Below are 22,769 nucleotides of genomic sequence, written 5' to 3'. Positions count from 1 at the left end.
GACCCGCTACGACAAGCTCGCCGCCCACTACCGATCAGCCGTGACCATCGCCTGTCTACTGCTCTGGCTCAGGTGATCCACAAAACAGGACCTAGGGTTCGCCGTGAACTGTCTGAGGCCGTAACGATCGCCGACTCCGATGCCTACCGCGCGTGGCCTGGGCGATCGGCTGGCAAGGATCGACTTCGTCGGTCTTTGCCACCGGATGAGAGGGCTGGTCGAGCGCGCCCCCAGGAGAAGATCGCCAGAACCCGGAAAGCCAGGCGGTGGCATCGGGCATTGGCTGACCATGGGGTGTAGGAGGTCTCATGCGAAGAATGATCGCGTACCTATCCCTGGTGCTGCTCCTGGGCGGGGCCCACGGCGCCTCGGTTGACGAGTTCGAGGATCGTGCCCGGGAGGTGGCGGAGCGCTGGCAGGGCTCGGCCGACGACCGCGCCTGGCGCAAAGGGTTCGTCGCACTGGAAGTGCTGAACCCACAAGGATGGGCTCACGTGGGCCGGATCCCGGCCTGGGTGAACAGAAGCTCGCACAACGGCGCCTGGCGGCTGGCAGCCAAGCTGCCCAAGGACTCCCCGGACCGCGCCGACGTGCGATGGCCGGACGGCGAGGTCTCGCAGGTGCCGCTCATCACAGCGGCGAGCGCGTACGCGGAGTTCAGCAAACCGGCCAACCTCATCGAAGAGGAGTGCCCGGCCAAGGGATGCCGCCCGCTCCGGGTGACCGGCGCCAGACTGGGCAAGGTCCCGCTGGAGACCAGTCGCGGCACGATCCAAGTGCCCGCCTGGGTATTCACCGTCGAGGGAGTCGAGCAGAAGAAGGTCCATGTGGCGGTCGACCCCTCAGCCGTCACCGCCCGTCCCGAGCGGGTGCGGGGGGATGTCGAAGAGGTAATGGCGTTCGACCTTGTCGCCGGCAAGCCGGACGAACTGCTTCTCCGGTACGGCTACGGCGCCTGCGACACCATTCACGGGGCACGCGTTTACGAGACCAACCGACTGGTGGTGGTCGACGTGGACGAGAGAAGATCCGACTCTGTTGAGGTGTGCCCGGGCATCCTCAAGACAGCCATGATCACCGTCACGCTGGCGCGACCACTCGGTGACCGCCTTGTGCTCGACTCCGGCATCGGACTACCGGTGCTGCGGGGACTGAGCAGGCGCTGACGGCCCGGCGACCGTATGCGGCGCTGCAGAGAGGCGCGGGCTGTACAGCTGCCGCCCGCCCACTGGCTGGGCGTGCGGTTGGGCGCCGGTCCCGGCCAGCGGGACCTCGGGCCGTCCATCGACCCGTTCACCCGCCGTACCCAACGGAACGTGCCGACCTCGGCGGCGCACCACCGCACGAGCTTTCCCTAGGCAGAACTCACCGCTCATGCCATGATCGCGCCTCATGGACGCGGAAGCCTTCTGGGCGCTCATCGAACAATCCAGGCGGGAGACTCGCACGCAGAAAAGACGCCTGATCTGGCTGGACGCGCAGCTGAGCGAACTCCCTGTCGACGACATCATTGACTTTCAGATGTGGCTTGACGTCTGCGAATACCGATCCAACATCTGGGAGCTGTGGGTCGCCTACCTCATCACTCTTCCTTTGGGATCAGATGATGGTTTCCTATATTTCCGGTATTGGCTCGTCGGCCTCGGGCGCGGAACCTTTGAACGCGTAGTCGCCGACTCCGACACTCTGATAGAGGTCCCCGAGGTCCTCCACCTTTGGAAGGTCATTCGGAAACGAGCAGGCAAGAAACGATTGTGGACCGATGACGAGTGGCCCGAATTCGAGTTGTTGGCATACGTCGCGTGGGAGCCTTACAAAAAGCGCACCGGCCTGGATCTGACCACCCTGCAAGAGAAGGCGCACGCACGCACCGACTTGGATGATGACGACTACGAAATACGCGGCGAGCAATGGATCATCGACAGCGAAGAAGAGCTAACGCGCAGATTCCCGCGTATCGCATATTACCGGGCGGGAAGAACCTGAAGGCTTTGGTACAGAGACCAATGCCTCCAGCAGGGGCCTCCGGCTCCGGGAGATCGCCAAGGGCAAGGGCCGGGTTTGTAAGTGGGTGGGACGACAGCGCCGGGAAGAGCCGGATGGGGAGGCGTGTGCGTCCGCACGGGGTTCTGGCCGTGCCCGTTGCGTGCCTGTCAGGAGGGGCGCCAAGGGGGAGCCGCAGGGACTCGCGGGCAAGACGAGACCGCCTCTGACCTGGAACGCAGCAGGTCAGAGGTCGTGTGCCGAGATCTTCCTAACTGGTGATCCTGGGTCAGGTGAATGTCCCTTCATGGAGGATGACCGTATGGAGCATGCTGAGATCGTCATCGGCCGGGGCAGGAACTTCGATCATGTGCTGATCCGCGTCCTTGGTCGTATGCATCCCGGTTGTACCGACTTCTGGGACGGGAACTGGCTGATCTCTCCGATCCACGCGCAGGTCGGAGGGTTCACCGCCGAACTGGACGCGGCGCTTCGGACGGAGGAGTTGCGCGACTTTCGTGTGGCTCTGGAGCGCGTCTACACGGAAGTCGGAGGAAGTGCCACCATCTCCTCCCTTGAGCATTGGATAGAGCTCACCGTCGAGTGTCATCCCACAGGCTCCCTGTCGATCGCCGGGACCGTGACCGACCATCCTGGGATGCGGAACACCCTTCACTTCGAGATCGAAGGCTTGGACCAGACGGACATCCCGGAACTCGTGAGTGCGCTCGTTGCGCTGGAGAAGCGGTTCCCCGTCCTGGAGCACGAGTGATCGCTCCCTGGGAGTCAAGCTGGAAGCCATCCGGCGCAGCATCGCTGCTTGGTCTCCGCCCGCCGGTGATCCTTCTTCTGGTCACAGCAGGCGCAGAGGGCGACCAGGGTATTTCAAGTGCCTGTGCTTTCAACGCCACATCAATGACGCGCGACATGAGAGGGCTGATGACGACTGTGACGGCATTCGATGAGAGTGAGCGTCTGATCTGGGCTGGGCAGGCCGGAGCGTACGCCGATTCTTTCGCCAGGCTCTGCGCTTTTCCCGTCGAGTGGCTGCTCGACGCCGCCGAAGTCCGGTTGGGAACGCGTGTGCTCGATGTTGGCACCGGCACGGGAGCCGCTGCGGCGGCTGCCTGCGGCCGGGGCGCCGAAGTGACTGCAGTGGACGCCGAGCCCAGCATGATCGAGCTGGCGGCGTTGAATACTCCGATGGCTGATGTGCAGGTGGCCGCTCTGCCCAGTCTTCCCTTCAAAGATGATGAGTTCGACGCCGTGGTGGCGAACTTCGTCCTCAATCATGTTGGCCAGCCGCTACTGGCGTTGGCCGAGCTGCGTCGCGTGACCCGTCCAGGCGGACGGATCGCTTTGACGATCTGGTCGGCTCCAGCCGCAGCGGGGCAGGCCCTCCTCGGGCGAGCGATCCAGGCAGCCGGTGTGACTCGGCCCGCTCATCTCCCGCCGCTCTCTCTTGAAAACGACTTCCCGCGCACGAAGCAAGGTTTCGCTGCTCTGCTCGATAAAGCCGGGTTCGTCGAGGTCTCCTGCCAGACCCTCAACTGGGATCACCACACGACGTCTGCAGAGTGGTGGAGCGGTGCGGTTGCCGGAGTCGGATTCACCGGGCACGTCGTGGCCAGTCAGTCTCCTGAGCTCATTGCGGAGATCAAACGGCACTTCGACCTGCTCAGCGCCGAGTTCACCGGTCCAGACGGATCATTGTGGCTTCCCCACACGGCCCTTCTGACGTTTGGAAAAGTCTGAGGCAGAGATTGGTTCACCGTCGCGCCGATCTCGGCGACACGCCGCCGCAGGCCGTGCCGTTCCACCAAGCGGCGGTTACTCACAGGGCGAGATCGCGGCGCCATCTGTACAGAGTGATGTCGTGGCTCCCGCGTTTCAAGGTGACCGGCTCATCGTCGGCCAGGTGAAAACCACTGGCTCGCGCTACTGCGACGCTTGCTGCGTTTGCCGGATCAATCCGTAGAACCAGGCCACGCATCCCGAGCGAGGCGCAGGCGTAGTCGGCCATTAACTCGACAGCGCGGGCCGCCAATCGCTCTCCTCGGTGCTGAGCGCCGATCGCGTAAGCGAGTTCGGCCACACCGGGCTCATCGGCCGTACGGAAGAGCAGCACCTCCCCCTGTGCTTCACCGCTATCTCTGGTGATCGCGAGTTGCATGCCGCGATCAGCGGCACGCGCTCTCCGCGACTGAGACAGGTACTCCTGAGCGGCGTCGAAGTCGAATGGCGAACGTAGCGGAGTCCAGCGAGCGACCTGCGGTTCATCGAAAAGGGCAACCATGACAGGAAGGTCCTCATCGGTCCACTCGCGTAGGTGAATACCGAAGCCCGACAGCTGGACATCGAGAGGAAACCGACCTTCGGTACCGTCCAGCGCCGTCATGAAGTTGATTCTGCTTGAGAACACATCTTGTGATCAAGCTCTTGGAGGGTTCCCGGGCCGACGAGGAAGGGCCGCAGCCGGTACAGCCCTCACGATCGCCTGATGATCCGCATGGCCGGCGGCGACCGGAGGTCTGGTACTTCGAGCACCGGCGTACCGAGTAACCAAGCTATTGCCTTGCTGGCTCTGCTGAATGGCCTGGCGAGTCTCAAGGCGCGTACTTGTGGACATCGTCGGGGAGCCTTCCTCTACATGGAAGGAGTACGGCGCTACCGAGGCAGAGCACTCCGGCCATGAGGAGTGACCAGCGACTGGTCGAGGCGGTCGCGATCACGCCGCCCAGGGTGATGAACAGCGGTTGGACCGTCCGGGAACTGACCGACCAGGCAGTGGTGACGCGAGCCATGAGTCCGTCCGGGGTGGAGTTCATGCGGTAGGTCGCGAAGATCGGATTGAAGATCCCAGCGCACAGGAGCAGGCAGAAATCCACCGAGGTGATGATGGGTACGGCCCAGGGCCCGGCGCCGACGAAGGCCATCGGGATGATCCATACCGTCCGGGCGACTCCGAAGACGAGCAAGGCGCGTTGCACGCCCAGAAGGGTGACCACTTTGCGGGAAAGCGTCGCGCCGAGCAGTCCCCCGAGACAGGGGACGCCGAGGGCGATGCCGTACTCCAGCGGAGTAGCGCCTATGTCCTTGAGTATCAGGACGGCCATGATGGGAGAACTCCACATGATCGCGCCACCGAAGAGCATGGCGTTGAAGTAGAGGGGCCGAAGGCCGTGGTGGCGGAGGATGAAGGTCCACCCGGCAAGGAGTTCTCTCCTGGACTTTCCGTCCTTGACTTCATCGGCTGGGAAGGGGGCCAGCCGGCGCAGGAGCACAGCCGACGCCAGGAAGCTCACCGCGTTGACGGTCAGGGTTGCCAAAGGGCCGGCAACGCCTATCAACGCGCCGCCGACGGGTGGTCCGGCTGATTGGGTCGTCCAGTTCACGGTGTCGAGCCGAGCGTTGGCCGATGTCCGGTGCGCAGGAGCGACCACGTGCTTGATGTAGGCCTGACTGGCTGAGCCGTTGACGATCGTGCTGCTCGTTTGCACGACCGCGACCACACAGAGGTGGACATAGGTCAAAGCGCCGAATGTTGCTGCAAGTGGGACGCTGGCCAACGTAGTGAATTGCAGAAGATCGGCGGCTACCATCGTGGACCGCTTCTCCCTCCGCTCCACAAGGTTGCCCAGCGGCAGAGTGATGATCGCGCTGGAGATGGCACCGATCGCGGCGAGCAGGGAGACCTGTAACGAACTTGCGTCCAGCACCATGATTGCGATCAGAGGAAGCGCGCCGACGCTGAGAGCTGAGCCGACCGCACTGACCGTGTACGACTGCCAGAGTCGAAGGAAGTCCCTTTCGAGTCCGCCGCGCCCAGATGTGAGTTCTGTCGCGGACGGCGCACTCACGGGTGATCCTCCCTGACGCTGATCAGCTTCAGCAGTGTCGCATCAGCGCGCTACGACTCAGTGGAACATCATGCTCCTGACCAGCCCCAGCCTGGTATTGCTTTTGCGGTCGCCGCTGATGACACGACCCGACGTCGCGTAGGTGATGTTGGCGTCAGGTCGCAGGTGTTGGCCGTTCGCGAGCGTCTGCTTGACCCGAATAACGGACATCTTCGAGTTATCACATGATCACATTGCGCGATGTTTCTGCGTGATCGATGATGACGGGTATGCGCGGAGGTGTGCTCTTATGGGGCGGCGCCGGGGTTGCGGTGGTCGCCATGACGGGGCTGGGTGTCTACCTGGTCCGGGTGGGGCTGGACGCGGCGGACAAACTGGCCAGCGTCTGTGGGCTGTTCGTCGCGGTGGCCGGGCTGGGGGTGGCGGTGTACGCGCTGATCGCCGACCCGGCGCGCGGCGGCGGCGGAGTGCGGCAGCGGGCCACGGCCACCCGGCGGGGCCGGGTACGGCAGGCCGGCCGCGACATCAGCGAAGGATCACGGCCTGTGGTGTTCGACAACGGCTCCGCAGCCGACGAGGCGCACCGTGAGGTGCGGCAGCGAGGCAAGGCCACCGGTGATGGCCAGGTGGATCAGGCCGGCCGCGATATCCACCAGCGGTGAGCTGGCGACGCAGGTCACCCAAGGTGACCCAGCACGCGCGGGCGACCGGACTGGCCAGTATCGTCCAGGCGGCCGGCGACGTCATCGTTTACGGCGGGGAGGAGCCTTACCGGTGGGCGCCGTGGCCGGCGCCGGCGGTGCCAGAGGCGCGGGCGCAGCCCAGTGAGCTGCTGCGGGCGGCGAACGCGCTGGTCGGCTTCACCGGTCGTGACGCGCTGCTCGCGCGGTTGCGGCAGTGGCGGGGCGGGGATGCCACGCTGGCGGTTCATCTGATCCATGGGGCGGGCGGGCAGGGCAAGACGCGTCTGGCCCATCGGGTGGCACGGCTGTGGCAAGGCGAGGGGTGGGTCGTGCTGGCGGCGCACCATCAGCGCGACCGCTCGGTGCCCGCAGAGTTCGAGGTTCCCGATTTCGACGGGGCGGCCGGGGTGCTAGTGGTGGTGGACTACGCCGAACGGTGGGAAACCGCGGACCTTCTGACGCTGTTGGCCGACATGCGAGCACGTGCCGGGCTGGCGGTGCGAGTGCTGCTGCTGGCCCGCCCGGCCGGCACCTGGTGGCAGAGCCTGAAGGGGCGGATCCAGCGTGATATGCACCTGGTGCCCACCCGGGAGGAGCTGGCGCCGCTGGAGCAGGAGAGCGGCATCACCCGTCGCGGGTTGTTCACCGAGGCCCGCGACCGCTTCGCCGAATTGCTCCAGGTGCCCGGCGCCGACGGCGTCGCGCCGCCACCGGCATTGGAGCGGAACGAGGCGTACCGGCTGGTGCTGACCGTGCACATGGCCGCCCTCGCCGGGGTGCTGGCCCATGACCGGGGCCAGCCATCTCCCGCCGATCCGGTGCAGGTGTCGGAGCTGTTGCTGGCACGTGAGCGAGACCATTGGGAGGCGATGTCGACCCCGAGCCGAGCCACACCACTTGCCACCACGGCGGACACGATGGGTCAGGTTGTCTATACCGCCACTTTGACCGGCCGGCTCGGCTACGTCGACGGCAAGACCGCCCTGGAACGGGCGGGTATCGATTCCGCACTGGCCGCCGGGCAGCTCCTCAAGGACCACGCGGTGTGCTACCCGCCCGCGGGGACGCCCGGACCGGCACACCTGGAGCAGCGGTCCCCGGCGGGCCGGGGCGGCGTCACGGTGCTGGAGCCGTTGTACCCAGACCGGCTGGGCGAGGATTACCTCGCGCTCTGCACCCCGGGCCACTCCTTCGACTTCCCGGCCGATCCGTGGGCGGAGGAGGCGCCGGCCCGCTTGCTCGCCCCGCCGGACGGCGACCAATGCGCACAGCCAGGTGACGGCGTCGCGGTCTGGGTCCGCCAGGGGCTTACCACGTTGATCGAAGCATCGCGCCGCTGGCCGCACCTGGCCACCACGCAGCTGTATCCGCTGCTGAGCGCCCATCCACACCTCGCGCTGCACGCAGGTGGGGCCGCGCTGGCAGAGCTGGCAGGGCTGGAAACCATTGACACCACGCTGCTGGAGGCCATCGAATCCGTACTGCCCGCGCACCGGCATATCGATCTGGACATCGGCATCGCGGCGGTCACCGATCGCCTGGCGAAGCACCGACTGGCCGCCACCGACGATCCGGTCACGCGCGCTCGCATCCACGAGGGTCTGGCGGTCCGCATGTCCTACGCCGGCCTGCACGTCCGCGCACTGGCCGAAGGCCAACAGGCCACCCAACTGTGGGATCACCTGGTTCGGACCATCTCCTATGCCTACCTGCCCAACCTGGCCCTCTCGTTGACCAATCACGCGGGCCGGTTGGCAGATGTGGGTTGGCGGGCCGACGCGGTCATCTTCTCCGAGGCAGCCGTCGGCCTGTGGCGGGAGTTGGTGTCGGTCGACCGGGAGGCATACCTGCCCAACCTGGCCTTCTCGTTGACCAATCACGCGGTCTGGTTGGCGGAGGTGGGGCGACGGTCCGAGGCGCTCACTCTCTCCCACGAAGCCGTCGATCTGTGGCGGGAGTTGGTGTCGGTCGACCGGGAGGCATACCTGCCCAACCTGGCCAACTCGTTGACCCTTCGCGCGGTCCGGTTGGCGGAGGTGAGGCGGTGGTCCGAGGCGCTCACTCTCTCCCACGAAGCCGTCGATCTGTGGCGGGAGTTGGTGTCGGTCGACCGGGAGGCATACCTGCCCGACCTGGCCGCCTCGTTGCACAACCACGCGGTCCGGCTGGCGGAGGTCGGGCGGCAGGCCGAGGCGCTCACTCTCTCCGAGGAGGCCCTCCACCTGCGGCGGGAGTTGGTGTCGGTCAACCGGGACGCCTACCTGCCCGACCTGGCACTCACGTTGACCAATCATGCCAACCGGCTGGCGGAGGAAGGGCGGGCCGAGGCAGTGATCCATTCGCAAGAAGCACTCGACCTGTATCGGGAGTTGGTGTCGGTCAACCGGGAGGCATACCTGCCCAGCCTGGCCGCCTCGTTGCACAACCACGCGAACCGGCTGACAGAGGAAGGGCGGCAGGCCGAGGCGCTCACTCTCTCCGAGGAGGCCCTCCACCTGCGGCGGGAGTTGGTGTCGGTCAACCGGGACGCCTATCTGCCCAACCTGGCCAACTCGTTGACCAACCACGCGAACCGGCTGGCGGAGATGGGGCGGGCCGAGGCGGTGACTCTTTCGCAAGAAGCCGTCGATCTGTGGCGGGAGTTGGTGTCGGTCAACCGGGACGCCTATCTGCCCAGCCTGGCCACCTCGTTGCACAACCACGCGCTCCGGCTGAGGGAGGTCGGACGCCTGGCCGAGGCGGTCACCATCTTCGAGGAGGCCGTCGGCCTGTACGGGCATTTGATGACGGTCAGCCGGGACGCCTACGTGTCCGACTATGCCGGAACTCTCGCAGTTCTTGGGGACCTTCTGATCGAAGTGGAACGGTTTCGTGAGGCGATCGAGCCCCTGCTCACAGCGTTTGTCGCCGCGCACGTGATGCCCGAGTACGCCGGAGACAAGCTCGGCACGGTCGTCGAACTGCTGCGCCGCTCCTACGCGGGCGATGCCGGCGGAGTGAGCGAGATGCACCTCTCGCTCACCGGTGAAGACGTTCCCGAATGGATGAAACACCCGCCCACCGACCCCGCAAGCTGAACGCCACGAGAAGGCCCATTCGTACTGACCTTGCCGTCCAGATAGGTATGGCTCTCCAGCGCCTTTTCGCGCACGTACTCCCGTTCCCCGGGCTGGTGGTGTCCCCTGGAGTGGTGTAATTCGTAGCGATAGGTGATCGATACCTACCAGAAGGTGAGCCATCGTGTGACGGTCACAGGGAAGGGCTGAATCCTCCCTGGAAGGACACGTACACGATCCAGGAATGAACGCCGAGGCCAGCCCGCCTACCGCACACGTCACCATCGACAACCGACTCGGCGCCGTTCAGAAATCTGGGTCGTTGTGCTTCTATCGTGTCGGGGTGAAGGACGAGGCGACCAGCCAGACGACGGTGGCCGTGATGACGACCGCGACGGCGACTTTTTTCGCCTGTCCCAGAATCCTGTCCTTCGACGGTCCGTGGAACATCTGCCGTGCTAGGCGGGCGGTTTCGGCCCAGGAGATCCGCTGTCGGGAGTTCCGGACGGCCGACGCGACGAGGACGGCCGCGAGAAGCAGGTGCCATCGCACCGAATCGACGAGAGACATCCGGAAGTCCTCGTCGTAGCAGCGGACGTACTCCGCGACGTCGAGGAGCGGGAAAAGGAGAAGAACAGCCGCGACTGCGGTGCCGACCGGCCGTGCCCAGCGGGTGGAGACCGCCGTCGCCGCCAACGTGACGAGAACGACCGACAGGCCGATCTTGTCGGCATCACCGGACCACCGTGCGAGGTCGTTCGAGAACGACTCCAGAGTCTCGACGTCGGTGTAGAGGACCACGAGGAACCTGCCGGACGTGACCGGGAAGCGGTGGAACGCCGCCGCCCACGCCGCGGCGCCGATGGCACCCGCCCACAGGATGGTCCTGTGCCATCTTGGGGGAAGTGGTTTCCGGTGCAGCGGTGACCGGGCCGCCAGGAGCAGTGCTCCCGTGGCCGTCGAATAGCAGACGATCAAGGGCCAGGGCGGTACGGTCACACGCTCCTGCCCGGTGCACGGGTCGAGGCCCGGCAGGAGAAAGGCGATGAAGAGTCCGAACGCGAGCACGGTGCCGACCGCTGCGACCGCCGTGAGCGTGGCCCGACGCGACCCGCGCAGGAGAAGACCCGCCACGATGACCGGCAGCAGGAGAACATTCCAGAACAGCAGCTCGCCCGGCACGCTCACCAGCGCGTAAGGGCCCTCCGACGAGTAGAGGGCGGGGTTCGTCGCGGAACAGAACCAGCCGACGCTCTGCCTGCCGGCTCCGAACGTCGTCAGGATCACCGGCCCTGACACCACCAGAACCGCACCGAAGCGCAGCGCCGCCACCATCGGGGCTCGCGTTTCCGATCCGGGTTCCTGTGTCACGGCACCCTCTTCCGAAAACGATCAATTCGAGTGAGGGTAGCGGATGACCGTCGAGGAGCGGTCGGCTCACTAACGCCACTGGCCGTTCCGTTGTCGCTCAAAGCTCTGGAACGGAAGATCTTCCCGCGCGTCTTCCTTCCAGCCAGTGGCGAGCGGCCCCTCATCTCACGTGTCCCGGGGAGCATTTTCAGGGCTGAGGTTGCTCCAGCAAGCGGGCCTGGAGCGCTTCGCGCTGGGAGGCGGTCAGCCGGTCGGGGCTGGGCTCCATGGTGTAGGTACCGCCCTCAGCCTGGAGCATGAGCGGGTCGGCCAGGTCCGGATGCCGATCGATCGTGTCGAGAGCCTCGGCCGTACGCTCGGGTGGCCACCCCAGGGATGTGGCGAGTTCGTCCAGGGGGAGCGCTCGCGCGGCGTACACCAGTGCGGCGATGACGGTCAGGGCGTCACGCACGGCGGCGTCGGTGAGGCTGCTGCCGTGCATCTGCTCGCTGAGCCTGGCGAAGAAGTGATTCATCTGGGTGAGCCGGACCCCGGCGGGCGTGTCGGCGCCGAAGAGCTCGATCCCGCGCCGGGTGGCCTCCGTGACGTTCGCGTGCGCCTTGGTGTCGGCCTGCCAAGCCCGCAGCCAGGCGTCCTCGTGGACGGTGTAGCGCTCCCGCCGCCCACCGGGGTCGGAGGTCCGCCCCACCAGTTCCATCGTCTCCAGGTAGCCGATGGACTTGGACACCGAAGCTGGGCTTACCCGTAGCCGTTTCACCAGGTCGGCCGCGGTGAGGCCGTCGGCTTCCGCGGTGAGCAGGCTGGCGAGGACCCGAGAGGCCATCCGCTGCAGGCCGGTCCCTGACAGCAGCACCGCGAACTCCTCCACGAACTCACGCACCCGCTCGCCGGCTGACGGCAGCGGCTCGGGCTGGATGGTCCTACGGCGGCGCGCGCGCTTCGCGGCGGCTTGCTGGGCACGATCGGCGAGGTAACCGCCGGAGCGGGAGTTCCGTGCCACCTCCCGCGAGATCGTGGACGTCGGTCTGTCCAGCCGTCTGCCCATCTCGGCGTAGCCCACCCCCTCTGCCAGCCACAACGCGATCTGCTGACGCTCATCGTGGGTCAGCCTGCTCCCGGGCATTGTTGACCTCCAGTACTTTCACGAGCATCTCATTGCAACGGACGGCATTGCATTTCCCGCCATATCTGTTGCAACAATAGCTGCAGATCCAGGTCAATGTGTTGACGAGATCAAAAATGCAACATAGCTTTCACGCTGCTGGAAACATCATTGGAGGGTGAAATGCACGTCATGGCCATATCCACGATCACCGACGAGAAGCGGTTCTGGGATGCGCTGAAGAAGGCGCACGGCCGCCTCCCCAAGGGAGCGAAGTGGACGCTCGCGGTGGCCAGCACTGACGGGACCAGAGCGGTCAACATCATCGTCCACGACTCCATCGACGCCGTGCGGACCTTCTTCGACGATTACGCAGGCTCCGCTGCCAGAACGGAGTATCTCCAGGCCGACGCGGCCAACGCGGTGGGTCTGGCACGATGATCGAGGAGATCCTGGCGGACTACCAGGTCCCGGGCGCCACGATCGGCATCCTCCAGAACGGAGAGATCACCGACTTCGCGTACGGCATCAAGGACGTCACCACCGGGCAGCCCGCCACCACCGACACGATCTTCCAGTGCGGCTCCCTGACCAAGACCTGGACCGCGTTGGCCTTCATGCAACTCCTCGACGAAGGCAAGGTCGACCTGGACGAGCCGGTGCGCACCTACCTGCCGGACTTCCGTGTCGCCGATTCCGACGTCACCGCCCGTGTCACCCCCCGACACCTCCTCAACCACACCAACGGCATCGAGGAGGACATCGGCGACCCCGGCGAAGACGAGAACGTCTACGAGAACATGGTCGCCGCCATCGTCGACGCGCCCCAGTTCGCCTCGCTCGGCCACACCCACGGCTACAGCGCGGCCCTCGGCTACGCGATCCTCGCTCGCATCATGGAGGTGCTCGACGGCAGCCACTGGGACGCCATCATGCGCGAGCGTCTCTTCTCCCCCATGGGCCTGACCAGCACGACCAGTTGGCGCGAGCAGGTGGACCCGGCACGGGCCGCGACAGGACACCTGATCCGCTCCCTGGAGGAAGGCCCCGTCGTCACCCCCGTGGACTATCTGCCGCGCTCCTTCGGTCCCGGCGGCAACATCAACTCCACGGCCCGCGAGGTGCTCGCGCTGGCGCACGTCCTCCTCAACGGCGGACAGGCGCCGAACGGCGCACACATCGTCTCGGCCGCCGCCGTCCGCGAAATGATGACCTCCCGTGTCCCCGTCCCCGATCCCTACATGTTCGGCCCGCAGTGGGCGCTCGGCCTCATCGTGTGCGACTGGTACGGCGAGACCGTCTACGCGCACGACGGCAGCACCATCGGTCAGAACGCTCGCCTCCGCATCCTGCCGGACTCGGATCTGGCCCTGGTGATGCTGACCAACGGCGGGCCACGGGAGAGCATGTACCACAAGGTGTTCAACGAGCTTCTGGGGGACCTGGGTGCCGGCGAGATTCCCGGCCTACCCGACCCGGATCCTGGGCTCAGGCTCGACCCGGCTCGCTACGTGGGTGTTTACGAGCGGCCGGGGACCCGGTTCGAGGTGAGTGCCGACAGTGCCGGGCTTCGGCTGACCACCTTCCTCGACCCCATACAGGCGGCTTTCTCCGGGCGGCCGGAGCGCATCACCTACGAGCTGTTGCCGGTCAGTGAGACGCACTTTCTGATGCCGCCGAGCGATCCTCTGGAGGACACCCAGACTGTGGCGATCTACGACTTCGTGGATGGGCAGGCGCAGTATCTTCACACGAACTGCCGGGCACACCCCCGGAGCGAGTGAGTTCGAGGGGCATGTGTACGGCTTGCACGATCCAGGAATCAGCCCTCTTCTTCTCCTGAATCGTCCCGGGTCTTGTGGAGTCTCTGGCCTGCCCCGCGATGCGTCGTCATGAGCGGACCTGCCGAGCGCGCAGACGTTGCTCAATCGTGGGACGATTCTGCGGCGCCCAGTGCTCACGGATGGCATTTCGCGCTCCTCCGCCCCCACGTAGCAGATGCAACATGGCCCGCACCGGGGCGGCGCCGACCAGATCGACCGCGAACCGATCGGACGCGTACACCCGGCGGCGCAAGATCCACAGTACGGCCTGGTAGGCCAACAGCAGACCGGCCCCGATGGGGAACATCATCGGCAGCGTCGCCAACTCGATAATTCCCCACGGGATTATCACCGCGGCTGCTATCGGCAGGACGTGCTGAGCGGCATACAAGACGTACGCATCAAAACCGATGTGTCCCAGCGCGATATAGCCGAGTTGGTGGGCGATCAGACCGGCCAGCGCGTCCTGTGGCCATTGTTCGGCCGTGGTCCGGTCGACGACGATTGTCGCGGTCGGGCGAGGCCAGGCCCACCTGACATCGATCATCGCCGCCACGTGCAGGTCATCGATGGCGACGGGCGGGCGGGGATCAAGATCTGCGCGTGTTGTGAGAGCACGCATCAGGAGGTGCAGCCGATCAGCCGTGTCTGCGTCCATTGCCTCCGCCTATGACGAAAGATCAGCATACGAGCCACTGCCGTCGGCCACATCCACAGAAGTTGTGCACCCCTCTCCGCCGACCTGGCCTGACAGCCGACCGGCCGTGCCCAACGGGTGGAGGCCGCCGTTGAGGGTAGCGGATGACCGTCGACTGGGCGGGAGGTTGCTTTCTGCGGAAGTGCCAGCTGATCATCGGCGTCGGCAGAAGGGGGCGGCCGACTTGCGGCATGGTCTGGACGCCGGAGTGGACGGTGGGGTCCTGAAGGTCCCGGCGCTCTTCGAAGAGCCGAGACCTTTTTGTTTCCCTATGGCCGCATGGCTCGGTTGTGCCGAGAGGCGGGGTCCTGGTCAAGGTAACGGCCGGGGCCGCAGCGGATGACGTCGTCGAGCCTTTCGGCCAGCAGTGGGTGCAGCTGCTCCAGTGCTTGCGGCGGAGCGCTCAGACACCAGGTATCGATCTCGCGGGCGTCCACGGTGATTCCCTCCAGGTCCTCGGCCCGCAGCAGGCGGGTGGAGAAGACGAATGCGATCCGGTCATGGCGCTCGTCACTGCCGGCGGGAATCCACGCGACAGCCAGGAGACGCTCGGCGTGCAAGCCCAGCAGGCCGGTCTCTTCGACGGCTTCACGATGTGCGGCGGTGGCCGGGCTCTCACCACGTCGGACCCGCCCGCCGGGCAGCTGCCAGCGGGTGTGGTCGCGAGCGGTACGCAATAGAAGCCACCGCCCCGCCTCGTCGAGCACAAGGAGGTGGGCGGTGACAGCGCAGCCGTACGGTCCCTGCTGGGGAATGGGCCGTGTGTCCGCTGAGATCATTTCCGGGTGGCGGTGATCAGGTTGCGGGCGCCCTGATGGAGCAGGTCGGCGGCGACGCGGGCACCGAGGGTGGCGGGGTCGGAGTGATCTCCCCAGGCGTGGGAGCGGACGAACTGGGAGCCATCACGGTTGAACACCATGCCGAACAGGCTCATCTTTCCGTCGGCGGTGGTGGAGGCGTGTCCGGCGATCGGGCTGTTGCAGTGGCCCCGCAGCATGTGCAGCATGGTGCGCTCGGCGAGAACGTGCCGGTCGGTCGGCACGTGGTTGAGCTCGTCCAGCAGCCGCATGACCGGCCCGTCGGACTGGCGAGCCTGGATACCTATGACGCCCGCACCTACGGGCGGCACCATGGACACGCCGTTGCCTGCGGTATGGAACTCCAGGGGCAGGATCTCGTGGTGTCGGTCCAGTATGCCGAGGCGGCTCAGGCTGGCGCGGGCCAGGATCAGTGCGGCGTACTCGCCGTCATCGTCGAGCTTGGTCAGGCGGGTGTCGACGTTGCCGCGGATGCGTTCGGTGCGCAGGTCGGGCCGGTGGATGCCGAGCTGGGCGCGACGCCGTACGGAACTGGTGCCGATGAGGGAACCGGCGGGCAGGTCGGCCAGGGCGACGCCGTCGCGGGTGACGACGACGTCGTGGACGTCGTCGCGTTCCAGGTAGGCGCCGAACGCGGTCCCCTCCGCGAGGGGGACGTCACCGGGGACGTCTTTGACGCAGTGGACGGCGATGTCGATCCGGCCGCTGGTCAGCGCGCTGTCGATTTCCTTGCTGAAGGCTCCCTTGCCGCCGATCTCGGCCAGGTCGCCGGGCCACAGGTCGGCGCTGACCTGCGTCGGCACGATCTCGATGGGAATGCCGGGCGCGAGCTTGGTGATCATGTCGGCGACATGGCCGGCCTGGACCTTGGCCAGGGTGGAGGTGCGAGTGCCGATCCGCAGCGGGGTGTCGGCGAACCGGTTGAGGAGTACGTCGGTCACGGCGAAGCTGTTCCTTCCAGTGAGACTCTGATCGCAGTGTGTGACTGGCTGTGGGAGTGCGGACTGACTGCCATCGAATGGTGACCCGCCGGAAAGGGCTGACGGGGCACCATCATTTCGACCGAGGTTCACGCCCTTCCACGCAGGAGGTCGTACGGTCGCGTCTGCCCCGCTGGTGCACCACCGTTGGCGGGGAGTCGTGAGCGCGACGGCGCGGGAGACCACTCGCCGTGCCGCCGCGCTGTTCATGGAGCCGTTCTCGGCTCGGTGTGGTGCTCGTCGAGTCGTTCGGCGATCCGGGCCGCGACCTGCGGTACGTCATCGGCCGCGGCGGAGGTGGCGGGTTCTTCCATGAAGGTGGCGCCCCAGGTGAAGAACTCGCCGTTGTGGTCGGCCCACACGGTCAGCTCGGCGCCGATGACGAGGCGGGGTGGGCCTTCGTCGTAGGAGATCTCCGAGATGATCCGGTGTTCGTGCAGTTCGGTTCGCAGACGCCTCAGGGCGGTGATCGCGCCGGGGCGACGGGCGGACACGTCCACCCGGTCGCCTGCGGGGGTGTCGTGGGACGGGATCACGACCGGTCCCCTTTCCTGCGGGACGTGGTGGGGTGGGACTCGTTCGTCGGGGCCTATGGGCAGGATGCGGGGGTGGGGAACGAGTCCCGGGGCCGGCAGCGGCGGTGGTGAGATCTGCTGCGGCTCGACGTCGGCCTGCTGCATGAGGTCCCACAGTTCGGCGGCGCTCTGGGCGTGGATGATGCGGCATTCGCGCGGGTCGGCGCACTGCCACGCCTCGAACCGGCGGTGTCGCAGGCTCCACATGACCAGCCAGGTCGGCGCGTACTGCTGCACCTGTCTGGCGGCGCGGGCCGCGTCGGCGTCAGCGCGGGACAACATACTGCGCCGGGATGACGTCGGCCAGCAGCGGCAGCTCGCCTTCCAGGAGGCTGGCGGCGGGGCGGGCGCGCAGGATCCGGTAGTGCTCGGCGAGCTGGGCCGCGGCCACGGGCAGTGTCAGCGCGGAGCTGAGCAGGGGTGAGCCGGAGCGGCTGCGTTCGGGGCTGGTCCACCAGAAGTTCTCGCCGTCGGTGTAGGCGAGCAGGCCGAGGAAGACGGAGACGATGGCGTTGCCGGAGGCGAGGGGGTGGACGTCGGCCGAGATGCCGTAGACGTTGTCCAGGATGGCGGCGAGTTTCTCGGCGAGCTGGACGGCGGTCGGCTGTTCGGCGGGGGTGGGCGGCGGAGCGGCATACGCCTCGGAAACCGGAGCACTGCCGCGCCTGCTCATGGGGTTGCCCTGCGGAGTCGCGTTCATGCTGCGACCTCCCAACGGTGGGGCTGGTGCCGTCGGGGTGAAGGGGTGTTCGGGGGGCGGCTCCGGCCGGGGGCGGCGGTGGGCCCCGGCCGGAGGGTCTGGGGGGCGAGTGGCCAGGTGGCCGACTTCAAGCCCATGCTCGGAGGTGGGGCACTGTGGTCGTGCGCGCGGGCCGCGATGCGGGCCCTGCGGTGGGCGAGGGTGTCGCGGGCGAGCGCCAGGCGGGTCGCGCGGTCGGTTCGCGTCTCGACCGGGCGGGGCACGGGGCGTCGGCTGTCGTCGCGTCGGGCCGGTGCGATGGCGGCAGGTCGTAGGGCCGGACGGGGGAAGGGGCGCGGCGTCCGCTCGGGCAGTGGCGTGGGTGCGGCCGGAGCGGACGGCTCGGAGCGGCGCTGCGCGGGGACCAGGGCGATGACCTCGGCGGGCGCCACGGCGACGGGCTGCTCGGCCATGGGGAAGGGCTGTGGGCCGGTGCGGCGGCGCGCTTCCAGGCGCATCGCCATCAGCGTGCCGGTCGGCTGCGCGTACTCGTGGTCGATGGCCTGGCCGGGGCAGTGGTGGGCGTAGGGGGCGTGTCCGCAGACGGCGCATCCCATCGGCAGCGGCGGCACGTCGGCGAAACAGGTACAGCCGCTTGTCGTGGTCCGGTCGAGAACCGGAGCATTAGGGTTGTTCATCGGGTCAGGACTCGCTTCCTGATCAAGGGGCCCGTCCTGGTGTCAGATACCGGTGGCGGGCTCCGCTGTTTATGGCGACGGTGAGGAACGCCTACCGGCGCGTCACGTCTGTGAGTAACGTTTCCAATACCAAGGGTCATGGTCTAGGTATTGGCTGTCCCCTGCTGTCCGCAGAAACTGTGGACAGCGGTGGACGACGGTGGACGCGCCAGGAGCGGAAGCATGGACTCGGAGACGTTCGGCCAGACATTGCGTCGCCTGCGCGGTGACCTGTCGATACGCGATGTGGCGAACCGCGCCAAGTGCGGGAAGAGCTACGTATCGGCATTGGAGCACGACCGCCGCACTCCCAGCCCTGCCGTCGTCGTCGCACTCGACGAGGCGTTGGATGCTCGGGGCGAGCTCATCGCCGCAGCCAGGCAGTCATCGAGGCCGTCCGTGCTGGAGCGGGCCGAGGAGTTGCGCCGGGGCATGACCGACGTACTGGCCAGCGGAGGAATGAGCGATGCCGGTATCGAGGATTGGGGACACGTTGTCGGCCGTTACGGACGGGCGACCAGGTATCGGCCCGAGGCTGATCTTCTCGCCGACCTGTTGAGCGACTTCTCTGACCTGCTCCAAGTGCTTGAGCATCGTCACCCTGCGGCGGTTCGGCGCAAGCTTGGCGTGGTCGCGGCACACCTGTCGGGGCTTGTGGCGCTGACGCTGCTCAAGTTGGGGGACAGCCGCTCGCGGGACTGGTGGCGAACCGGTCGAGCAGCTGCTGCCGCAGCGGAAGATCGGGCGGCGCAGTCGTGGATGTATGCGCAGGAGTCCTACGCGCTCTATTACGGCGGCGACATGATCGGTGCGATCGAGTTGGCGCAGCGGGCGCAGAGCCTCGCCTGGGGTGAGCCGTATGTGGGGGCCGCCCTGGCGGCGTCGCTGGAAGCACGGGCACATGCTGTGCTGGGGGACAGGGACGCTGCGGAGTACGCGCTACGACGGGCGGAAGAAGCGCTGGAGCGCCTTGACTCCGACTTCATCACGGCGTCGGCCTTCGGCTACAGCGAATCTCAGCTGCGATTCCATGCCGGAAACACGTGGACGCATCTACGGGAGAGTGGCAGGGCTTGGCGGGAGCAGCAGCGGGCGCTGGAGTTGTATCCCCAGGAAGAGCACACGGACCGTACGCTGATCCACCTCGACTGGGCCATGTGCCTGGCCCACGATGGAGATATGGCGGCAGCGGCGGCGCATGCCACTACAGCTCTCGTCGCGCTGCCTCATGAGCATCGCAGCAGCCTGATCATTGACCGTGCCCGGCATCTGACCAATAGTGGGTCTGCATCGCGATTGAAGTTGTCGGAGGTGCAGGTGCTGAAGGAGATTCTCGCGTTGCCCGCTGGCCGCGATATGGAGGGCTGAAGAGCTGATGACGCTCACGATCGAGCAGGCCCGGCCGGAAGATGCGCTCCTGATCTCGGAGCTGATCGAAGAGATCGAGATTTACTACGGGGCGAGCGACATCTCGCCCGAGGAGGAACGCGTTCGGCAAGTCAAAGCGCTGCTCTTCGGCGAATTCCCGGTCGCACGGGTACTGCTCGCCCGAGATGGAGACCAGGTGGCGGGGATGGCCTCCTACTCATTCCTCTGGCCGGCGGCCGGGGCGTCGCACTCGCTGTTCCTGAAGGAACTGTTCGTCCGGGAGCCCGCTCGACGTCGAGGCGTGGCCCGTCTCCTCATGGAGCGCGTACAGCAGATCGCCACGAAGAGCGGTTGCAGCAGGGTCGAGTGGCAGACCGAGCGCGACAACATCGATGCGCGGCGCTTCTATGAGGCGATCGGCGCGTCGGTCCACGACGGGAAGATTTTCTATCGCGTCGACGCGTAGGCGGTGCTGTCGTAGTCAGCCACTGCGGCGATCGCGGAGGGCACGGGATCGGCTCGGCTGCGTCAGGAGCTGAGGGAAATCCCTCGCCACGCGACCGCTTGGGCAGGCACCTCGTCCGGCAGAGGGCTGAATGAGATCATTTCTCAGTTCAACTGACTGCAGACGCGGAGATACCGATGCCCCCTCAGCTGTTGTCCGAAGAGCAGATCGTCGTCCAACTGGCCGAGCTGCCAGGGTGGGAGCGCGAGGGGCAGGCCATAGCCCGAACGTTCAAGCACGCCTATCACGAGTGCGTACATCTGGCCATGTACGTCGCGGCCAAGGCTCGCGAGGTCGGTCACCATCCTGATATTCACATCACCTGGCAGCGGATCCGATTCGTGATCACTACTCACGATGCCGGGAACCGCCTCACCACCAAGGACTTCGAGCTCGCCCGCCATATTGACGCGATCGCCATTGGACACGGCGCCGAGGAGGTCTGAGCGTACGGTTTTCCTGCGTGTGCTTCGAGCGCGGCGGTGTACGCCTGGGAGGGTGATCTACTGCCGCACCGGATCACCTCGGGTGAGATCCCGGCAGGTCGACGCCTCTGAGAAGGCTCCTGATCAGGCATTACGCTGTCAGGGGCCTTCTTGGTTTCTTGATCGTTTGAGCTTCTTGCCAACGCCCTTGCTAACAGGCTTGGCTCCGATCACCCTCCGAGCGTGGTCAGCATGGAGTAGCGGAGGGGGCCGCCGACCAGGATGGCGGCTGCACCCGCTAGCCACATCGGCGCATGATCTTTCCCTCTGGACAGCAGTAGGGCTCCCCGATCGTGTGGTCTCTGCACGCCCGCTTGAACGATGTGAACGACCAGTGCGAGCAACACCGACAACACGGTGTAGGTGTCGGAGCTCACCCTGGCATCCCAGATCATGACGACATCCGCGATCAGTCCGAGAAGGCCGGCGCCGACAATGAGTACTCTGCCCCTCTTCGGTACATCGAGACGAGCGGCGTTCATCAGCGCGATGACGGTGACGGCGGCAACCCCGCCGAGGACGGCCACGTATCCCTGCGACTGAAGCCGCCACGGCCGGGGACGTTCAGCCACCATCGGTGGCTGAGACGGCACATCCGTGGACACCACAGGAACAACCTCCAAGCGCTGATCTTGGAATTCTTATCCCATTCGGCCTGGCTCCGCCAGATGTCAGCACCAGTAGACCCGCTAGGTGAAATGCCGTCCATCGTTTCAGCATGGACTCGATCACCGTGCTTATCGCGGCTGGCAGGTGTTCGCGGGGCGGCCATCAGAGCATGGCCCGAATGCCTGTCAAGACGCCGAGGATATTGCTGAAGCGCCCCGTTATGGCCACCTTGAATGCTCTTGCTGTGCTCCCGCCCTGGCGTTTGGATCTAGGAGGGTGCTTTTCTGCGGTGCGTCACATACGGCGGGTTCCAGACACCTCAGCCGTGCCGCCGCCTGTTCTGCCCGGCCAGGTCCTCTCACAGTGAGCAGGGCATCGACCTGTGCTATCTGCCAAGAGAAGGAGTCGTGATCTTGACTGCGCTGACCTACACCATCCTCACCGACCCGACATCTCTGGAGGCGTCAGTGAACGGGCGCTCTCCGTCCACGGGGACGCTGTATCTGATGGTCACCAACACCGGGAAGACGGTGCCCTGGCTGAGGATCGAGGTGAAGGTGCCCCTTGGCGACGGTGCCGGCCATCTCACCCAGAACATCAACGTGATCAACCCGAAGGGCGAATACACCGACACCCAGTCGAGCTCCCAGGCAGCCACTCAGCCAGTGATCGTCCAGCAGCAAGGCGCCGACGTTTTCCAGGTCACCACCCAGAGCGGTCGTTTAGAAGCTTTCGCACCTGGCGACCACATGGTGCTGACACTGGAAAACGTCACCGTCGCTCCCACTGCAGGTGTGGTCGTGCTGATGGTGACCGAGACCGTCAGAACCGGTAGAGGATGGCAGGTCAGCGACGCGGCCGTGCCGGTGGTGAAGGCCACTCCCAAGGAGATTCCGGCACCGCGCGACTTCCGCCCGGACAAAACCATGCTGGACACCGGAGATGGCCTCACCCTGAGCTGGGACGGGTCTAACGACTTCAGCTACGAGATCCGGTTCCCCGGCGGGCAATCGGCCATCACCCCAGGCACGCGTACCTGGTCGCCGACCGACGCCCCGAAGCGCGCTACCACCTACATCCTGGTCGCCACCGACCCGACCACTCAAAAGCAGCACTTCCTCACCACGACCGTGCAGGTACGCCATCCCGTCCTGGAAACCCTCACCGCCACGACCGGCATCGACACCCCCTGGGTCCAGGGAACGACGAACAAGGGGCGCGTCGCCTTCACCGGCACAGGGGTGGAGATCTTCAATGACTCCGGCGGGCAAGGGACGGTGACGGCCGACAGGGCCGATCTCAACGGTGTGAATACCGAGTGGGTGCAGGGGCGGAGCGCTGACGATGGGAAGGTTACTTTTCCCAAGGATGGGCTTGATGTCCGTCAGGGGAGTGGGGCGTGGGGGACTGTGCACGCCGACAGGGCCGACCTCAACGG

At 66.1% G+C, this 22,769-nt stretch carries 24 protein-coding genes; 12 read left to right on the top strand and 12 right to left on the bottom strand.

What is annotated here, in order from left to right; translation table 11 throughout:
• Positions 1-308: 308 nt before the first annotated feature.
• The 4 genes from ACFY3V_RS08335 to ACFY3V_RS08320 all read left to right on the top strand — a co-directional run bounded on the left by ACFY3V_RS08335 (position 309) and on the right by ACFY3V_RS08320 (position 3,738).
• Positions 309-1,166, top strand: coding sequence for a hypothetical protein (locus ACFY3V_RS08335; RefSeq protein ID WP_389771254.1), 858 nt, complete (start codon positions 309-311; stop codon positions 1,164-1,166).
• Between the two features lie 226 nt (positions 1,167-1,392).
• On the top strand, positions 1,393-1,986 hold the full coding sequence (locus ACFY3V_RS08330) for a DUF4240 domain-containing protein (protein ID WP_389771251.1): 594 nt from the start codon (positions 1,393-1,395) through the stop codon (positions 1,984-1,986).
• A gap of 304 nt (positions 1,987-2,290) precedes the next feature.
• Positions 2,291-2,755, top strand: a complete 465-nt coding sequence (locus ACFY3V_RS08325; protein ID WP_389771248.1) for a hypothetical protein — start codon at positions 2,291-2,293, stop codon at positions 2,753-2,755.
• Positions 2,752-3,738, top strand: a complete 987-nt coding sequence (locus ACFY3V_RS08320; protein WP_389771245.1) for a class I SAM-dependent methyltransferase — start codon at positions 2,752-2,754, stop codon at positions 3,736-3,738. Before ACFY3V_RS08325 ends, ACFY3V_RS08320 begins: the two co-directional genes overlap by 4 nt.
• A 79-nt stretch (positions 3,739-3,817) precedes the next feature.
• Here the strand turns inward: ACFY3V_RS08320 and ACFY3V_RS08315 are convergent, their stop codons facing one another.
• The 3 genes from ACFY3V_RS08315 to ACFY3V_RS08305 form a co-directional block, all read right to left on the bottom strand.
• Positions 3,818-4,381, bottom strand: coding sequence for a GNAT family N-acetyltransferase (locus tag ACFY3V_RS08315; protein ID WP_389771242.1), 564 nt, complete (start codon positions 4,379-4,381; stop codon positions 3,818-3,820).
• Positions 4,382-4,589: 208 nt separating this feature from the next.
• On the bottom strand, positions 4,590-5,843 hold the full coding sequence (locus ACFY3V_RS08310) for an MFS transporter (RefSeq protein WP_389771239.1): 1,254 nt from the start codon (positions 5,841-5,843) through the stop codon (positions 4,590-4,592).
• A 57-nt stretch (positions 5,844-5,900) separates the two neighbouring features.
• Positions 5,901-6,053 carry a hypothetical protein gene (locus ACFY3V_RS08305; RefSeq protein WP_362903344.1) on the bottom strand — a complete coding sequence of 51 codons (153 nt, stop codon included), beginning with the start codon at positions 6,051-6,053 and terminating at the stop codon, positions 5,901-5,903.
• A gap of 110 nt (positions 6,054-6,163) precedes the next feature.
• On the opposite strand from ACFY3V_RS08305, the gene ACFY3V_RS08300 reads away from it, so the two are divergent.
• Positions 6,164-6,505, top strand: a complete 342-nt coding sequence (locus ACFY3V_RS08300; protein WP_389771235.1) for a hypothetical protein — start codon at positions 6,164-6,166, stop codon at positions 6,503-6,505.
• On the top strand, positions 6,502-9,603 hold the full coding sequence (locus tag ACFY3V_RS08295) for a tetratricopeptide repeat protein (protein ID WP_389771232.1): 3,102 nt from the start codon (positions 6,502-6,504) through the stop codon (positions 9,601-9,603). Before ACFY3V_RS08300 ends, ACFY3V_RS08295 begins: the two co-directional genes overlap by 4 nt.
• A 309-nt stretch (positions 9,604-9,912) precedes the next feature.
• Here the strand turns inward: ACFY3V_RS08295 and ACFY3V_RS08290 are convergent, their stop codons facing one another.
• Positions 9,913-10,953 (bottom strand): hypothetical protein, encoded by a 1,041-nt coding sequence (locus ACFY3V_RS08290; RefSeq protein WP_389771229.1) that lies wholly within the window; start codon positions 10,951-10,953, stop codon positions 9,913-9,915.
• Positions 10,954-11,140: 187 nt separating this feature from the next.
• A complete protein-coding gene (locus ACFY3V_RS08285) occupies positions 11,141-12,076 on the bottom strand; it encodes a helix-turn-helix domain-containing protein (protein ID WP_389771226.1) in 936 nt (311 codons plus the stop codon).
• A gap of 162 nt (positions 12,077-12,238) precedes the next feature.
• On the opposite strand from ACFY3V_RS08285, the gene ACFY3V_RS08280 reads away from it, so the two are divergent.
• Both ACFY3V_RS08280 and ACFY3V_RS08275 read left to right on the top strand, forming a co-directional pair.
• Positions 12,239-12,496 (top strand): hypothetical protein, encoded by a 258-nt coding sequence (locus tag ACFY3V_RS08280; protein ID WP_362903355.1) that lies wholly within the window; start codon positions 12,239-12,241, stop codon positions 12,494-12,496.
• Complete coding sequence (locus tag ACFY3V_RS08275; protein ID WP_389771223.1) at positions 12,493-13,839, top strand: serine hydrolase domain-containing protein; 1,347 nt, start codon at positions 12,493-12,495, stop codon at positions 13,837-13,839. The genes ACFY3V_RS08280 and ACFY3V_RS08275 overlap by 4 nt, the downstream gene beginning before the upstream one ends.
• Before the next feature lie 106 nt (positions 13,840-13,945).
• Here the strand turns inward: ACFY3V_RS08275 and ACFY3V_RS08270 are convergent, their stop codons facing one another.
• From ACFY3V_RS08270 to ACFY3V_RS08245, 6 genes are all read right to left on the bottom strand, one after another.
• The gene (locus ACFY3V_RS08270) at positions 13,946-14,536 is read right to left on the bottom strand and encodes a M48 family metalloprotease (protein WP_389771220.1); all 591 of its coding nucleotides are present in this window, start codon (positions 14,534-14,536) and stop codon (positions 13,946-13,948) included.
• 308 nt (positions 14,537-14,844) lie between these two features.
• Complete coding sequence (locus ACFY3V_RS08265; protein ID WP_389771217.1) at positions 14,845-15,354, bottom strand: NUDIX domain-containing protein; 510 nt, start codon at positions 15,352-15,354, stop codon at positions 14,845-14,847.
• Entirely contained in the window at positions 15,351-16,334 is a 984-nt protein-coding gene (hemC, locus tag ACFY3V_RS08260; protein ID WP_389771214.1) for a hydroxymethylbilane synthase, read from the bottom strand. The genes ACFY3V_RS08265 and hemC overlap by 4 nt, the downstream gene beginning before the upstream one ends.
• Positions 16,335-16,579: 245 nt before the next feature.
• Positions 16,580-17,230 carry a hypothetical protein gene (locus ACFY3V_RS08255; protein ID WP_389771211.1) on the bottom strand — a complete coding sequence of 217 codons (651 nt, stop codon included), beginning with the start codon at positions 17,228-17,230 and terminating at the stop codon, positions 16,580-16,582.
• Positions 17,214-17,648: a hypothetical protein gene (locus ACFY3V_RS08250; protein WP_389771208.1), complete on the bottom strand. Its 435-nt coding sequence runs from the start codon at positions 17,646-17,648 to the stop codon at positions 17,214-17,216. Before ACFY3V_RS08250 ends, ACFY3V_RS08255 begins: the two co-directional genes overlap by 17 nt.
• Positions 17,645-18,325, bottom strand: coding sequence for a hypothetical protein (locus tag ACFY3V_RS08245; protein WP_389771205.1), 681 nt, complete (start codon positions 18,323-18,325; stop codon positions 17,645-17,647). Before ACFY3V_RS08245 ends, ACFY3V_RS08250 begins: the two co-directional genes overlap by 4 nt.
• A 222-nt stretch (positions 18,326-18,547) precedes the next feature.
• Between ACFY3V_RS08245 and ACFY3V_RS08240 the strand changes: the two genes are divergently transcribed.
• From ACFY3V_RS08240 to ACFY3V_RS08230, 3 genes are all read left to right on the top strand, one after another.
• Entirely contained in the window at positions 18,548-19,732 is a 1,185-nt protein-coding gene (locus tag ACFY3V_RS08240) for a helix-turn-helix domain-containing protein (RefSeq protein ID WP_389771202.1), read from the top strand.
• A 7-nt stretch (positions 19,733-19,739) separates the two neighbouring features.
• Positions 19,740-20,198, top strand: a complete 459-nt coding sequence (locus ACFY3V_RS08235; RefSeq protein WP_389771199.1) for a GNAT family N-acetyltransferase — start codon at positions 19,740-19,742, stop codon at positions 20,196-20,198.
• Between the two features lie 176 nt (positions 20,199-20,374).
• A complete protein-coding gene (locus ACFY3V_RS08230; RefSeq protein ID WP_362903371.1) occupies positions 20,375-20,683 on the top strand; it encodes a 4a-hydroxytetrahydrobiopterin dehydratase in 309 nt (102 codons plus the stop codon).
• A 209-nt stretch (positions 20,684-20,892) separates the two neighbouring features.
• On the opposite strand, the gene ACFY3V_RS08225 is transcribed toward ACFY3V_RS08230, so the two are convergent.
• Positions 20,893-21,345, bottom strand: a complete 453-nt coding sequence (locus tag ACFY3V_RS08225) for a hypothetical protein (protein ID WP_389771195.1) — start codon at positions 21,343-21,345, stop codon at positions 20,893-20,895.
• Positions 21,346-21,744: 399 nt separating this feature from the next.
• On the opposite strand from ACFY3V_RS08225, the gene ACFY3V_RS08220 reads away from it, so the two are divergent.
• A partial coding sequence (locus tag ACFY3V_RS08220; RefSeq protein ID WP_389771192.1) for a hypothetical protein occupies positions 21,745-22,769 on the top strand: 1,025 nt, incomplete at its 3' end.

Origin of the sequence: Streptosporangium sp. NPDC000095 (assembly GCF_042899335.1) — a bacterium.
In the GTDB taxonomy this organism is placed as follows: domain Bacteria; phylum Actinomycetota; class Actinomycetes; order Streptosporangiales; family Streptosporangiaceae; genus Streptosporangium.
Note: the sequence above shows the minus strand (reverse complement) of the source record. Positions and strands in the feature narration are given on the sequence as shown.

What these genes read in the sequence shown, in the direction of transcription:
- ACFY3V_RS08335 (WP_389771254.1), top strand. Translation starts at nt 309, where the DNA reads ATGCGAAGAATGATCGCGTACCTATCCCTGGTGCTGCTCCTGGGCGGG.
- ACFY3V_RS08330 (WP_389771251.1), top strand. Translation starts at nt 1,393, where the DNA reads ATGGACGCGGAAGCCTTCTGGGCGCTCATCGAACAATCCAGGCGGGAG.
- ACFY3V_RS08325 (WP_389771248.1), top strand. Translation starts at nt 2,291, where the DNA reads ATGGAGGATGACCGTATGGAGCATGCTGAGATCGTCATCGGCCGGGGC.
- ACFY3V_RS08315 (WP_389771242.1), bottom strand. Translation starts at nt 4,381, where the DNA reads ATGACGGCGCTGGACGGTACCGAAGGTCGGTTTCCTCTCGATGTCCAG.
- ACFY3V_RS08305 (WP_362903344.1), bottom strand. Translation starts at nt 6,053, where the DNA reads ATGTCCGTTATTCGGGTCAAGCAGACGCTCGCGAACGGCCAACACCTG.
- ACFY3V_RS08300 (WP_389771235.1), top strand. Translation starts at nt 6,164, where the DNA reads ATGACGGGGCTGGGTGTCTACCTGGTCCGGGTGGGGCTGGACGCGGCG.
- ACFY3V_RS08285 (WP_389771226.1), bottom strand. Translation starts at nt 12,076, where the DNA reads ATGCCCGGGAGCAGGCTGACCCACGATGAGCGTCAGCAGATCGCGTTG.
- ACFY3V_RS08280 (WP_362903355.1), top strand. Translation starts at nt 12,239, where the DNA reads ATGCACGTCATGGCCATATCCACGATCACCGACGAGAAGCGGTTCTGG.
- ACFY3V_RS08275 (WP_389771223.1), top strand. Translation starts at nt 12,493, where the DNA reads ATGATCGAGGAGATCCTGGCGGACTACCAGGTCCCGGGCGCCACGATC.
- ACFY3V_RS08270 (WP_389771220.1), bottom strand. Translation starts at nt 14,536, where the DNA reads ATGGACGCAGACACGGCTGATCGGCTGCACCTCCTGATGCGTGCTCTC.
- ACFY3V_RS08265 (WP_389771217.1), bottom strand. Translation starts at nt 15,354, where the DNA reads ATGATCTCAGCGGACACACGGCCCATTCCCCAGCAGGGACCGTACGGC.
- ACFY3V_RS08255 (WP_389771211.1), bottom strand. Translation starts at nt 17,230, where the DNA reads ATGTTGTCCCGCGCTGACGCCGACGCGGCCCGCGCCGCCAGACAGGTG.
- ACFY3V_RS08250 (WP_389771208.1), bottom strand. Translation starts at nt 17,648, where the DNA reads ATGAACGCGACTCCGCAGGGCAACCCCATGAGCAGGCGCGGCAGTGCT.
- ACFY3V_RS08245 (WP_389771205.1), bottom strand. Translation starts at nt 18,325, where the DNA reads ATGAACAACCCTAATGCTCCGGTTCTCGACCGGACCACGACAAGCGGC.
- ACFY3V_RS08240 (WP_389771202.1), top strand. Translation starts at nt 18,548, where the DNA reads ATGGACTCGGAGACGTTCGGCCAGACATTGCGTCGCCTGCGCGGTGAC.
- ACFY3V_RS08235 (WP_389771199.1), top strand. Translation starts at nt 19,740, where the DNA reads ATGACGCTCACGATCGAGCAGGCCCGGCCGGAAGATGCGCTCCTGATC.
- ACFY3V_RS08230 (WP_362903371.1), top strand. Translation starts at nt 20,375, where the DNA reads ATGCCCCCTCAGCTGTTGTCCGAAGAGCAGATCGTCGTCCAACTGGCC.